8 protein-coding genes are annotated in these 13,027 nt (G+C 66.9%); 6 read left to right on the top strand and 2 right to left on the bottom strand.

The window, feature by feature from the left end; genetic code table 11:
* Nucleotides 1-163: 163 nt before the first annotated feature.
* Both DBP14_RS10955 and DBP14_RS10950 read left to right on the top strand, forming a co-directional pair.
* Entirely contained in the window at nucleotides 164-448 is a 285-nt protein-coding gene (locus tag DBP14_RS10955; protein ID WP_129307007.1) for a hypothetical protein, read from the top strand.
* Nucleotides 430-843, top strand: a complete 414-nt coding sequence (locus DBP14_RS10950; RefSeq protein ID WP_129307005.1) for a PIN domain-containing protein — start codon at nucleotides 430-432, stop codon at nucleotides 841-843. Before DBP14_RS10955 ends, DBP14_RS10950 begins: the two co-directional genes overlap by 19 nt.
* Before the next feature lie 16 nt (nucleotides 844-859).
* Here the strand turns inward: DBP14_RS10950 and DBP14_RS36375 are convergent, their stop codons facing one another.
* Nucleotides 860-2,251, bottom strand: a complete 1,392-nt coding sequence (locus DBP14_RS36375) for a hypothetical protein (protein ID WP_206739250.1) — start codon at nucleotides 2,249-2,251, stop codon at nucleotides 860-862.
* A 139-nt stretch (nucleotides 2,252-2,390) separates the two neighbouring features.
* Entirely contained in the window at nucleotides 2,391-4,139 is a 1,749-nt protein-coding gene (locus tag DBP14_RS10930; RefSeq protein WP_129306998.1) for a DUF6119 family protein, read from the bottom strand.
* Between the two features lie 350 nt (nucleotides 4,140-4,489).
* On the opposite strand from DBP14_RS10930, the gene DBP14_RS10925 reads away from it, so the two are divergent.
* The 4 genes from DBP14_RS10925 to DBP14_RS10910 are packed head-to-tail and all read left to right on the top strand — an operon-like array spanning nucleotide 4,490 to nucleotide 12,814.
* On the top strand, nucleotides 4,490-6,637 hold the full coding sequence (locus DBP14_RS10925) for a hypothetical protein (protein WP_129306996.1): 2,148 nt from the start codon (nucleotides 4,490-4,492) through the stop codon (nucleotides 6,635-6,637).
* A 36-nt stretch (nucleotides 6,638-6,673) separates the two neighbouring features.
* Nucleotides 6,674-8,308, top strand: coding sequence for a class I SAM-dependent DNA methyltransferase (locus DBP14_RS10920; RefSeq protein ID WP_129306994.1), 1,635 nt, complete (start codon nucleotides 6,674-6,676; stop codon nucleotides 8,306-8,308).
* The gene (locus DBP14_RS10915; protein ID WP_129306992.1) at nucleotides 8,301-9,509 is read left to right on the top strand and encodes a restriction endonuclease subunit S; all 1,209 of its coding nucleotides are present in this window, start codon (nucleotides 8,301-8,303) and stop codon (nucleotides 9,507-9,509) included. The genes DBP14_RS10920 and DBP14_RS10915 overlap by 8 nt, the downstream gene beginning before the upstream one ends.
* Nucleotides 9,506-12,814 carry a type I restriction endonuclease subunit R gene (locus DBP14_RS10910; protein ID WP_129306990.1) on the top strand — a complete coding sequence of 1,103 codons (3,309 nt, stop codon included), beginning with the start codon at nucleotides 9,506-9,508 and terminating at the stop codon, nucleotides 12,812-12,814. Before DBP14_RS10915 ends, DBP14_RS10910 begins: the two co-directional genes overlap by 4 nt.
* Nucleotides 12,815-13,027 lie beyond the last annotated feature (213 nt).

Below are 13,027 nucleotides of genomic sequence, written 5' to 3'. Positions count from 1 at the left end.
CACCTGTCGTCATCCCTGGTCATCCGTACCGTGCTGGGATCGTGTTGGGATGGGATGGGATGGGGGTGCCCGTGCTGGGATTTGTGTGAGCGGGGCGCTGACCGAGCTAGTGAAGGTAGTGCGGACGTGGCGCTTTTCCTACTCGTTTGACACAATCGGGGGCATGGCTGAGGCGACGTACAGCATCGGGGAAGGGCCAGCGACGCGGGTGAGCTTGTCGCTGCCGGAGGGGACCGCGAGGGCGATCCGGGCTCGGGTGGGCAAGCGGGAGTTCTCCGCGTTCATCGCCGAGGCGGTCGAGCGTGAGCTGCGCGGGCAGGTCCTGGACGAGTACCTGGCGGACTACGAGAGCCGCAAGGGGCCGGTCTCCGAGCCAGCTCGTCAGCGGGCGCGGCAGGTCTTCGACGAGGTGTTCGCCGAGGAGGCCGAGTGGCCCGCCGCAGGCTGAGTCACGAGGGGACGCTCGTCCTCGACAGCGAGGGACTCTCGAAGCTGCTCGCTGACGAAGAACAGGTGGTGGCTCTGATCGCTGAGGCGCGCTCGCGTGGCATGGAGGTCGTGATCAGTGCGCTCACCATCATCGAGGCCGTCCACGCCCGTACGAACAAGTCACGCCTGAACTGGGTGCTTTCCGGGCTGCGGGTCGTCCCGGTCGGTGACGAGGAGGCGAGGGCTGCCTCGAAGTTGCTGATGAATGCCGGGTTGCACGGACACAAGTACGCGATCGATGCGGCCGTCGCCGAGGCCGCGCTGCGACAGCACCGCCCCGTGGTCATGCTGACTTCCGATATTGACGACATGGCCAAGCTGTGCGGCGAGCGGGTCCGGCTCGTGGTGGTGTGATTTCCCTTGGTCCGGCTCAGTAGGAGCGGGGTCCGTAGGGGCTCCAGTGACCGAGGAAGGGCTTGAGGTCGTCGCCGCTGGGTTTCGGCGGCGTGGGCAGTTTCGGCGCTGAGACCGATTCGGTGAGGTTTTGGAGGTGCGCGTCCGCGAACGCGAGCCACGCCTCGACCTCGGTCCGCTCCTGCCCGGGCGGAAGTGATGTGGCATGGACGCCTACTGCTGCGACGTATTCAGTCAGGCGGCTGGCCTGGTACCAGGTGTCCGCCTGTTCTCCGAGCTGTTTGACGCGGGAGGCATGGGCGTAGGCGGCGTGGGCTTCCTGCATGGCGGCTTCCCAGCGCTTTTGCTGTACCTCTCTGGCTTGCTGGTCTGCAAGGCGTTTGCGTTCTGCGGCCTCGCCGCGGAGTCCGACCTCCTGCACGATCTCGGCGAGTTGTTCTTCCAGAGGCCGGTCGGGGAGATCTGCCCATTCGCTTGCACGGTGCGGGCTGCCGCCGCGGAGTATGAAGCGTAGGCGGCTGGAGGGGGTGTAGTCGAAGCGGGGGATGCGCATCCATGAGTGCTTCTTGGCGTCGGCGAGTTCCTTGTCTGTGGGGACGTGTTTGTTGCGGTCCTGTTCTTGGAGGACGAGGAATCCGACACTTTCGCCGTGGGCGGTGATGGAGAAGTGCGGTGGTGCCTTGCGGCGCCGATGGGGCGGGGGCGCGCCTTGTGTGGTTCCGAGCGATGCCTTGTGGCCTTGGGCTGTGGTGGCGGCGATGAGGGTTTGGACGATGCGCAGGGCTCGGCCCTGGAGGGGTTTGGTCAGGCCCGTGGGCTGCGGTTGCTTTTGGAGGGCGGCCACGACGGCATGGGGTTTGGTGAGTCTGGCCGGCACAGGGAGCGGGGTGAGTTCCGTGAGGCGCCAGGCAGGGATGTCGACCAGCTTGATCTCGTAGCCGCGGTGGGTGCGGTATCCGTGGATTTCCTGCGTGTGGGGGATCTTGCCGGACTTGCGGGCGGCGTTGACCCGTGACGCCCAATTCACCGCGTGCGGGCCGGATTCGATGGGCTTGATGAGACAGCTGTCGTTCGCAACGGCCAGTTCATCGAGTAGCTGGTCCGCGTAGTTCGCAAGGGCCTTCGGCACGGCTCGGGGGCGCGGCGGTGCCGCCTTTCGGGTGGGGCGCTCCGGCGGTCGGGTGCTCTGCTCCACGGGGCGGATGCCGCGTTCGATGAGATGCTGCCGCCCCTTCTCGGTGAGGTGGGCGCTCCAATGCCCGCGGCGTTTGGTGACTTTGATGAGGCCTCGGTTCTGCAGGGCTTGTCCGCTGGTCTTGTACGTGCTGTCTGGCCAGACTCCGTCGGGACACCCCTGGCCCACCCAGCCGAGCACTGCCCGCTGCCGCTTGTTGAGGTCCTGTTCCATGTAGCCTCCCGCCGTCCCCTGGGTGCCCTGCCCCCGGAGACGATGCCCGCTGCCCTTGCGGGAATTCTGGGTTGTTGAAAGGACTCCTCGTTCGGATGAGAGATATAGAGGGCGTGTTTACGGCGAGAGTCCCGGGCGGCTACGCAGCCTCGTCGCGCATGGCGGACTGGGCCGACTCGCTTTCGACGCCGATGACTTCGACGGTCACGCCGCGAGCGGCGAGGGCCTTCGCGGTCTGGGCCAGGGTGATGGCGGAGAACGGGAAGAGGGAGTCCGGCGTGAGCTTGGCTCCGTCCTTCAGAAGGATCGCGAAGACGACGCGGCGCGGGGTGAAGTCCTCGGGGATGCTGCGGGCCGGATCGCTGTTGACGTGTACGGACCGGGCGAACTCCGCGCGTACGGCCGCGTTCTCGAAGAGGAGCTCAACGGAGACGCGCGCCTGGCTGAACAGGTGACTCAGCGGGCTAGAGGAGTGCGCGGGCTTCACGAGGACAAGAGTGGCGTCCTCGGTGAACAGGTCGCAGATCTCGACGGAGTTGCTTGCCCGAAAAGGGTTGTGGACATTCTTCTTGTCCAGGCAGACCCAGCCGCGACGGGCCTGGGCGGCCAGCTTGTTGTAGTCGCCTTCGTCTACGGGACGCATCACGCGCATACCCTTCTTGTTGAGCTTCTCGACGAGCGGCCAGCGGGGGAGATCGACGGAGGGCGCGTCGGGGAACAAGGGAGCCACGGTCTCGTTGACGTTGCGCAGGTAGCCCGCCCCGAGCTCGTACCACTCACCGTCGAGCAGACAGAACGTGCGGGAGCGGAGGGAGAAAGTGGCCTCGATCCACTTCATGGCGGTTTCCTTGGACAGGGCTTCCAGGGAGGCGGTGCGCGGGGCGAGCGCGGTCCGTGCGGAGAGCGTGTCACGAAACAGTTCGACGGTGCCCTGCCGGAGCGCCGTGACGCGGGCGCCTGCCTTGATCACACGGGCCCGCTCCAGGACGTAGTCGAGACTGAACTCGTCCCGGAGGTGGGGCGGGCAGGACCCGATCTTGATGGTGCAGGCGGTGGACCGGGGCAGGTCGGTGCTCTGGGAGAAGGGGACGGCGGTGATGATCCGGCCGTCTGCGGGACGGCCGAGCGTGGCGTCCAGTTCCGCGTCGAGCGCGTCGATGAGGGAAGGGTCCTTGACCGCGGTGATGTGCTCGACGAAGGCCAGGTCGGGGTGGGGAACGACGTGCTCGCAGATCGCGGCGATGGCGCGGATGTCCTTGATCAGTGTGGCGGGGGTGGTGCCGAGTTTGATACGGAGACCGATGCCGCCCTCCGCGGTCATGGCCCCGTTCCTGGTGCCGCTCCCTGCGGTGAGGTCGACTTCGTCGAGGTAGCCGCCGAGGTGGCGGATGATCCGCCCGTGGTCCCGGAGTCCGAGTGCCGGTACGGAGGCGCCGGCATGGATCAGGGAACTGTCGATGCGCGCCTGGCCGAGGACGCTGGCGGTGAAGTCCCGCACCTGACGCGGGTTGATGGCGCGGATACCGAAGGACAGACCGAAGTGCGCGTCCTTGAGCTGGGCGGGGAGAAGCCGGTAGCCCTGGTCGAAGCCGATCGCGTACACCACGTCGTCGACGGCGAGCACGAGCAGTGCGCCGGTGCGCTGCTCGCTCTGCAGCAGGTCCGATTCGGCGGCGAGCCGGAGGACATCCTTGCCCCAGGCGGCTTCCTCCTTCGCTACGGCGAAGGACACCGCGAGGGCGGGAACTCCCATGTGATCGCTGACGTCGCGCACGACCGCGTCCAGGGTGTCGAGGGCGCCGACGTCGAGGGCTTCGAGCATCGACTCAGGGGTCGCCTTGACGTGGGTCAGGCGGTACAGGGTGCGCTTCGACGCGGTGCTGGACACAGAGGTCTCCTGGGGCGAGGTTGCGGTGCGTTCGGTAACACGAGCGGCCTTACGGGCCGGGTGGTGTCGAGGTGGACAGGGGTGAGTGCCCGGCAAGGGAGCAGAGGTGCGGCGATGAGGACGCCGGTGCGGTCGGACTCGTATGGGGCTGGCGTCCCGGCGGGTGGTGCCGGGTGATGGTGACGAAGGTGCCAGAAGATTGGAGGTGAAATTGATCGAGAATCTGATAACCCTGGTTATCAACCGCTAGCGAAGCTGAGAGCTCGACCGGCTGTAGCGTGTGAGGTGCCCTGGGAGAAACGTTCTCGACCGAGAGCACGAGGCAGTCGTCACGAAGGGAGCGGGACCGCATGGCTGGCACACGTGAAGCGACCGCTCCCATCCTGCCCGAGGAGATCTCCTGGCGGATCAGTTACGCCGAAATCGGGACCTTGGCCCAGGTCCAACGTCCCGTCGTCACTACCTGGGCCCGCCGGCACGCGGATTTCCCCGAGCCCGTCGCTTACGAGGGGGCCAGCCCGCTGTTCGACGGCCGTGAAGTCGCCGAATGGCTTCTGTCCACCGGCCGCGGCAAGGCCGACGCCGGCCAGATCCGGGCGGAGCTGGTGCTGCACACCCTGTCCGCCTGGCGGCGCGCGATGCCCGCTCGCGCGCTGGTCGACACGGTGACGGCGCTGCTCTGCCTGCGTCAGCTCCTCGACGAACCGCTCGCCAACCTGCCCTGGCAGACGATCCTGGAGCGTGCCGCCGAGATCGACTTCGACGACACCTTCCTCCGAAGAGAGCTGCGCGAACTGCCGGACGCCGAACGGCAGGGCCCCCTGCTCGCCGTGCTCGCCGACCAGCTCACCGAGGCCGCCTACACCCCGGCCGAAGCGCTCGAACGAGTCATGGACGCACGCCGCCGCCTGGGCTGCGACGACCTCGTCGCCGATGAACCGATTCCGCTGGTGAGCCGCACGATGGCCCGCCTGACCGGCCTCGCGCGACTGAACGAGCGCGAAGAAGGGGCAACGGCCGCCGTCCTGCATCCCCGCAGCGGCGATCTACTGGTCGCCCTGCGCGAATCCGTGTCCGATGCCGAGGACTCACCCTTCTTCCTCTCCGCGGACCCGATGCCGGACCTGGCCCGGCTCGCCCGCCGCCGCCTCATGGCACAGGGCGTCCAGGAATTCGAGATGGACCTTGCCGACGGCGAGGAACTGGCCACGGAAGACTGGGGAAACCCGCACGTCATCGCCTGCTACCTCCCTTATGAGGCGGCCGAGACCCGAAGCCCGCTCGCCGTCCTGCAGAGCCTGCAGGACCTCACCGACCTCCTCGCCGAGGACCGCACAGCCGTCGTCCTGGGACCCGCCGACGCGCTCGTCCGGCCCCTGCCCGTACGCGGGGAAGCGGACCGTCTGCGCCGGGACTTCCTGGAACAGCACCTCCTCAAGGCCGCGATCAGCCTCCCCGAAGGCGTACTCCCCTTCCGCCCGGCCCACCGCACCGCGATCTGGATCCTGCACCGCACCCCCGAAGACAAGCGCACCGGCCAAGTCCTCCTCGCCGACCTCTCCTCACGCAACCTCACCCCGCAGACCCTGGACGCGCTGGCCGAGGACATCGACATCTTCCGCGACGCCGGCTGGCGGGCGGACAGCCGCCACGAACCGCGCAACGCCGCCGTCGTCCGGGCCACCGCGCTGACCAGTGCACCCGGTGCCGCGTTCACCCCGCAGCACCGCCCGCCCGCCGACCGCTACACCCGCACCGTCGTCGAACGCCCGGCCCGCATCTCCGAGACCGAACTCCGGCTCCAGCAGCTGATCGACGCCACCCGTAGCGCACTCGACCGCGCGCCCATGATCCGCGCCAACGCCGTCCTGCGCCCCGACGACCAGCCGGCCCGCCGCACCACCGTGGCCCGCCTGCTCAAGGACCGCCGCCTGCGCCGACTGCCCGGCCACCGCATCGCCGCCGAACACCTCCTCACCGGCGGCGCGGGCCACTACACGGTCCTTACCCCGGCCGAGATCACCGGCAGTGCGCCGGTCGACAGTCACCGCATCGACCGCGCCATACTCCTCAACACCTACGAGCACGCCTACTTCACCGAACCCGGCGACATCGTCGTCACCGCCACCCCGAGCTTCGGCGCGTACGTCGACGACGAGGGCCTGTCGGTGGTGGCCTTCCCCGCCCGCCTCCTGCGCGCACGGTCCGACGCTGAGCATCCCGTACGGCCTCGCGTCCTGGCGGCGCTCCTGCGCTCGGCGGCCACCGAACACCGGCGGGTGAGCGGCGCGGTCCGCTCCGCCCGCCGTATAGAAGACCTCCTCATCCCAGACCTCCCCGACGACGAGGCCGAGCGTTATGACGCCCTCCTGTCCGACATCGCCCGCCGCACGGCCCTGCTGCGACAGCACGCGGCGGCCCTCGACGACCTGACCTCCCTGACCGCCGCCGGCCTCGTCGACGGCACCCTGACCCTCACCGAACCCCCTCTCGTCTGATCTCTCGTCCGACTCTTGAAGGAGACCTGAGCGCCCATGCCGCCCCGGAAGAAGAAGCCCGCCGACCAGGCGGAGCTGTTCACTGCCTCCACGCCCAAGGAGATCCAGGCCATCCTTTGGAAGGCCGCCGACAAGCTGCGCGGCTCCATGGACGCCAACCAGTACAAGGAGTTCGTCCTCGGCCTGATCTTCCTCAAGTACGTCTCCGACGCTTTCGAGGAGCGCCGCGAACAGCTCGCCAAGGAACTCGCGGAGGAAGGCATCGCCGAGGACCGCCTGGATGAGTTCCTGGAGGACCAGGACGAGTACACCGGGCACCACGTCTTCTGGGTCCCCGAGAGCGCCCGCTGGTCCTCGATCTCTGCCAACGCCAAGAGCGGCAACGTCGGCGAGGTCCTTGACCAGGCGATGGACGCCATCATGAAGGCCAACCCGTCGCTGACCGGCGTCCTCCCCAAGATCTTCAACAAGGACAACGTCGACAAGAAGCGCCTGGCCGAACTCGTCGACCTCATCACCGACGCCCGCTTCGGCGGCAACGACGACAAGCCCGCCCAGGACGTCCTCGGCGAGGTCTACGAGTACTTCCTCGGCAACTTCGCCCGCGCGGAAGGCAAGCGGGGCGGCGAGTTCTACACCCCGAGCAGCGTCGTCCGCCTCCTGGTGGAGGTCCTGGAACCGTACGAGGGCCGCGTGTACGACCCGGCCTGCGGCTCCGGCGGCATGTTCGTCCAGGCCGCCAAGTTCATCGAGGCCCACCGTGGCCGCGGCCACAAGGCCGACATCTCCGTCTACGGCCAGGAACTCAATGAACGCACCTGGCGCCTGGCCAAGATGAACCTCGCCATCCACGGCATCGACGGCAACCTTGCCGCCCGCTGGGGGGACACCTTCGCCGACGACAAGCACCCGGACCTCAAGGCCGACTACGTCATGGCCAACCCGCCCTTCAACATCAAGGACTGGGCGCGCAACGAGTCGGATGCGCGGTGGAAGTACGGCGTCCCACCGAAGTCCAACGCCAACTACGCCTGGCTCCAGCACATGATCAGCAAGCTGGGGGAGCGGGGAACGGCCGGTGTCGTCCTCGCTAACGGCTCGATGAGCAGCCAGCAGAGCGGGGAAGGGGAGATCCGGCAGGCGCTGGTGGATGGGGACATGGTGGCGTGCATGGTCGCGCTGCCGGCACAGCTGTTCCGGACGACGGCGATTCCGGCTTGTTTGTGGTTCCTGGCGAAGGACAAGTCGCCGGGGGGTGTGAAGGGGCAGAAGGCTGCGGCTACGGATCGCCGGGGCGAGATCCTGTTCATCGATGCCCGGGACATGGGCGAGATGGTCGACCGCACTGAGCGCGTTTTGACGGACACTGACCTTGCGAAGATCGCGGGAACTTACCACGCGTGGCGTGGGACGACGAGCGCCAAGGATGCGGGGGAGTCGTATGCAGACGTGCCTGGGTTCTGCGCGAGCGCGGACTTGAAGACGGTCCAGGAGCGCGGGTATGCGCTGACGCCGGGGCGGTACGTCGGGGCGGTCGAGGCGGAGGAAGAAGACGTCGAGGCGGTCGGGGAGAAGATCGCGCGGCTGACCGGGGAGCTGTACGAGCTGTTCGACAAGTCGGACGAGCTGGCGAAGTCCGTGCGCGAGCAGCTGGAGAAGATCGATGGCTGAGTGGCCCACGGTGAGGTTCGAGGAAATCGCGGCCCCCGAAAAGAGCGCATTCTCAAAGCCCTACGGTTCTGCGTACACAAGGAATGATTACGTACCGAGCGGGATTCCGCTGGTGCGCGGCGTGAACTTGGGTGCAGGTCCGTTTCATGACGACGATTTCGTGTTCATCTCTTCGGAGAAAGCCGACACGCTTCCTGGTGCAAATCTGAAGCCGGGTGATCTGGTGATTACTCACCGTGGGACGATCGGTCAAGTTTCGATGATCCCTCGAAATCCGCGACATGACCGCTATGTGTTGTCTACGAGCCAGGTGAAGGCTCGGCTTGATCATGCTAAAGCCGTTCCTGAGTTCTATTACTATTGGCTGCTTTCGCCGGTGGGGCAGAAGGAAATCCTGCAACACGTTTCCACGGTCGGAGTTCCGGGGCTTGTTCAGCCAGTTGCAACGGTTAAATCATTCAAGGTGCCAGTTCCGAGCCTGGATGAGCAGCGGAGTGTGGTTGCTGTCCTGGGGGCGCTGGACGACAAGATCGCCGTCAATGAGCGCATCGCCACAACTGCTGATGATCTCTCCCGGGCGCTCTTCGGTGAGGTTTTGCTGAAGTCGGTCGATGGATTTAGTGATCAGCCCCTGTCGGCTGTGGCGGAGTTCATCAACGGACGGGCTTTCACGAAGGGTGCCACCGGGACGGGGCGAATGGTTGTGCGGATTGCTGAAATCAACAGCGGTCCGGGGGTCTCTACGGTTTACAACGAAATCGACGTTCCAGATCGGCACTTGGCTCGCCCTGGCGACTTGCTGTTCGCGTGGTCTGGTTCATTGACTGCTGCGCGATGGTTTCGACCCGAAGCGATTATCAATCAGCACATCTTCAAATGTATTCCGAGGGATGGGTATCCGATTTGGCTGGTGAGTCAGCTAGTGCATCGGAAGTTGGATGAGTTCCGTTCAATCGCTGCCGACAAGGCAACCACGATGGGGCACATTCAGCGCAGGCACTTGGATGAGCCTGTACCGGTTCCAGGCCCCAAGACGTTGGGGGCTCTGGATCGAGTAATTAGCCCTCTCTGGGAGCGCGCGCTGGTAGCTGAACAAGAGTCTCTGAGCCTCGCCACCCTCCGCGGCACTCTCCTCCCCCAACTCATGTCCGGCCGCATCCGTGTCAAGGACGCCGAAAAGATTGTCGAGGATCACGTATGACCACGCACGGGAACGACGACGACATTGGCGACACCCCCGCCCCCGACAACTTCCGCCCCCTCGAAATCGACTGGGAGTTCCTCGCCCTCGAAGAGCTCCTGGAGCTCGACTGGCCAAATGCCGAGGGCAATGAGCTCGCGCCCGGTTCCGGTCACCGCCGTTCGTGGGACGACCTGATCCTGTACTCCGATCTCCGCGAGGCCATCGAGCGGCTCAACCCCGCCCTCCCCCCGGAGGCCGTCCGTGAGGCCCTCGCGACCGCCGCGACCCCGACCTCCCAGGACACGTACGAGGAGAACCGGACCGCGCACGGCTACCTGACCGACGGCGTCCACTCCGTCACGTACACCGACGCGCTCGGCGCCGAGCACACGCCGACCGTCCGGATCGTCGACCTGGAGCACGCGGACGCGAACACGTACCGCGCCGTCCGCCAGCTGACCGTGATCAATGGTGAGCGCAACCGCCGCTTCGACCTCGTTCTGTACGTCAATGGGCTTCCGCTCGCCGTCATCGAGCTCAAGCGGGCCGGCGACCCGAACGCCACTCTGGCCGCCGCGCATACCCAGATCCGACACTACGTCGAGGAGTTCCCGACCGCCTTCCGTTACAACGCGGTCGTGCTGCTCTCCGACGGGATCACCGCCAAGTACGGCACCCCGTTCACCCCGTACGAGCACTTCGCCCCGTGGAACACCGACGAATTCGGCGCCCGAGTGGACACCGTGGACGCTGCCGCCGTCCACGCCGACGTCGACATTCCGACCGGCCAGGACCTCGCCCTGCACGGCCTGTTCACCCAGCCGCGCTTCCTCGCCCTCGTCCGGTCCTTCATCAACTTCGTGCCGGCCAAGCGCATGAAGCGGATCGCGAAGCCGCACCAGTACTTCGCGGTCACCCGCGCCGCGGACGCTGTCCGCCGCGCCGCCGCGACCGACGGCAAGGCCGGCGTGGTCTGGCACACCCAGGGCTCGGGCAAGTCCGAGGAGATGGTGCTGACCACCAACCTCGTCATGTGCGACCCCGCCCTGCACAACCCCACCGTGGTGGTTGTCACCGACCGCACTGACCTCGACGACCAGCTCTTCGACACGTTCAAGGAGAGCGAGGTCCTCCCGGAACAGCCCCACCAGTTCCTCAACCGCGCCGCACTCCGCGAAGAGCTCGCTGCCAAGCGCACCGGCGGTATCCTCTTCACCACCCTGCAGAAGTTCGGCAAGACCAAGCAGGAGAAGGAATCCGGGACCGACCACCCGCTCCTCTCCGAGCGGCGCAATATCGTCGTCGTGGTCGACGAGGCCCACCGCAGTCACTACGACCACCTCGACGGCTACGCCCGCCATCTGCGCGACGCGCTCCCGCACGCCACGCTCCTCGCCTTCACCGGCACCCCGATCTCCGAGGCCGACCGCAACACCCGCGAGGTCTTCGGCGACTACATCGACACCTATGACCTCAAGCGGGCCGCCGACGACGGCGCGACCGTGAAGGTCTACCACGAGAGCCGAGTCGTCCAGCTCGTCCTCGACCACGACGTCGACCCCACCACGATCGACACCGAGGCCGACCGCATCACCGACGGCCTGGACGACACCGAGCGCACACGCGTGGAGCAGGCCGTCGCCACCATGAACGCCATGTACGGCGCCCCGGCCCGGATACGGGACCTGACCCAGGACCTGGTCGAACACTGGGAGGCGCGGCGCACGGCGATGCTGCCCTTCGTAGCGGACGCCGACGACGCACCCGGCGGAGCCCCCGGCAAGGCGATGCTCGTCTGCGCCACCCGCGAGATCTGCGTCCGCGTCTACGACGCCCTGAAGATCCTGCGCCCCGACTGGCACACGGACGACGCGACCACCGGCGCCATGAAGATCGTCTACTCCTCGGACTCCCGCAAGGACTCCAAGGAACTGCGCGTTCACGCCCTGCGCGACTCCCAGCGCAAGGCCGTCATCAACCGTGCCAAGGACCCCGAGGACGAACTCCAGCTCCTCATCGTCAACAACATGCTCCTGACCGGCTTCGACGCACCGTCCATCCACACCATGTACCTGGACCGGCCGCTGCGCGGCGCCGGCCTGATGCAGGCCCTCGCCCGCGTCAACCGCCGCTTCCGCAAGAAGGAGGACGGCCTCCTCGTCGGCTACGCCCCCCTCACCGAGAACCTCCAGAAGGCCATCGCCGAGTACTCCGCCGACGACCAGGCCGACCGGACCCTCGGCCAGGACATCGACCGCGCCCTGGACGAACTCCGCAACGAGTACGACATCCTCGATCAGATGCTCCTCGGCTGGAACTGGCGCGAACGCCTCTCCCGCCCCGACCCGAAGGCTTTCATCAAGGCGGCCTACACCACGGCCGAGTACCTCCGCAGCCCCGCTACCCCGGGCAACAACCCCGACCAGCTCGACGACCCGAACCAGACCCTCAGTCGCCGCTTCCGCGAGCACGGCTACCGCCTGGAGCGCTTCTTCGCCTTGGCCGGCTCCTCCGCCGACATCTCCTCCCGGTTCGGCGACCAGCCGTACTGGAAGCGCGACATCCAGTTCCTCGTCGAGGTCCGTACGTACATGGCGAAGCTCGACGCCATGGACCGTGAGGCCCAGGGCCTGCCCGTCGCCCGCGACGTCGCCCTCTACCTCTCCCAGCTCACCTCCTCCGTCGTCGAGACCGGCGGCGTCACCGACCTCTTCTCCGAGGCCGGACTGGACAAGGCCGACCTCACCCACCTCAACGACGCCCTCGTCGGCCGCCTGCAGAACAGCGAAACCCCGCACCTGGCAGCCGAAGCCCTGCGCCGTCTCGTCGAGCAGAAGATGCGCGAGCAGACCCGGCACAACATCGTCCGCCAGACCGCGTTCTCGGTCCGCCTCCAGGACCTGATGACCCGCTACATGCGTCAGCAGCTCACCAGCGCCGAGATCATCGCCCAGCTGGTGGAATTGGCCAAGACGGTCGCGGAAGACGCCCGGCGAGGTGAGAAGTTCATCCCGCCGCTGGGGAACGACGAACTCGCCTTCTACGACGCGGTCGCCGACCTCGGCAGCGCTCGCGACCTCATGGGCGACGAGGTCCTCTCCGGTATCGCCCGGGACCTCGTGGTCCAGGTCCGCAAGAACCTCAAGAAGGACTGGATCGCCCGCGAACCGGTCCGGGCCAGGCTCCGCGCCACGATCAGGCGCCTCCTGGCCCGCCACGGCTACCCGCCGGAGCAGTCCAAGGAAGCGATCGACCTGGTGATCCGCCAGATGGAACACTTTGCCGACAAGTGGTCCCAGGACGGCTCGGCCGCCGACGCATAGCCCTCGCTCATCTTGCTTCCGGCCCCGGCAAGCGTCTGCTTGCCGGGGCGGTCGTCTGCCCGACCGGATGTCCTTCGTGGGGTCGGCAGGGGCTGCGCCCGACCGCCTTATGGCAAAAGCAAATTCCCGTGCTGCGAGACGTGAGGTGCGTCAGGCCACTACTTTCAAGTCCGCGGAACGAACCGCAGAACTGCTAACTGCTGGTGGAACCGA

The organism is Streptomyces sp. L2 (assembly GCF_004124325.1).
Classification (GTDB): domain Bacteria; phylum Actinomycetota; class Actinomycetes; order Streptomycetales; family Streptomycetaceae; genus Streptomyces.
The sequence above is the reverse complement of the archived record's forward strand: the minus strand, read 5'-3'. Positions and strand labels throughout refer to the sequence as shown.

Coding starts and splice junctions, on each gene's coding strand:
- DBP14_RS10955 (WP_129307007.1), top strand. CDS start 164: ATGGCTGAGGCGACGTACAGCATCGGGGAAGGGCCAGCGACGCGGGTG.
- DBP14_RS10915 (WP_129306992.1), top strand. CDS start 8,301: ATGGCTGAGTGGCCCACGGTGAGGTTCGAGGAAATCGCGGCCCCCGAA.
- DBP14_RS10925 (WP_129306996.1), top strand. CDS start 4,490: ATGGCTGGCACACGTGAAGCGACCGCTCCCATCCTGCCCGAGGAGATC.
- DBP14_RS10920 (WP_129306994.1), top strand. CDS start 6,674: ATGCCGCCCCGGAAGAAGAAGCCCGCCGACCAGGCGGAGCTGTTCACT.
- DBP14_RS10910 (WP_129306990.1), top strand. CDS start 9,506: ATGACCACGCACGGGAACGACGACGACATTGGCGACACCCCCGCCCCC.
- DBP14_RS36375 (WP_206739250.1), bottom strand. CDS start 2,251: ATGGAACAGGACCTCAACAAGCGGCAGCGGGCAGTGCTCGGCTGGGTG.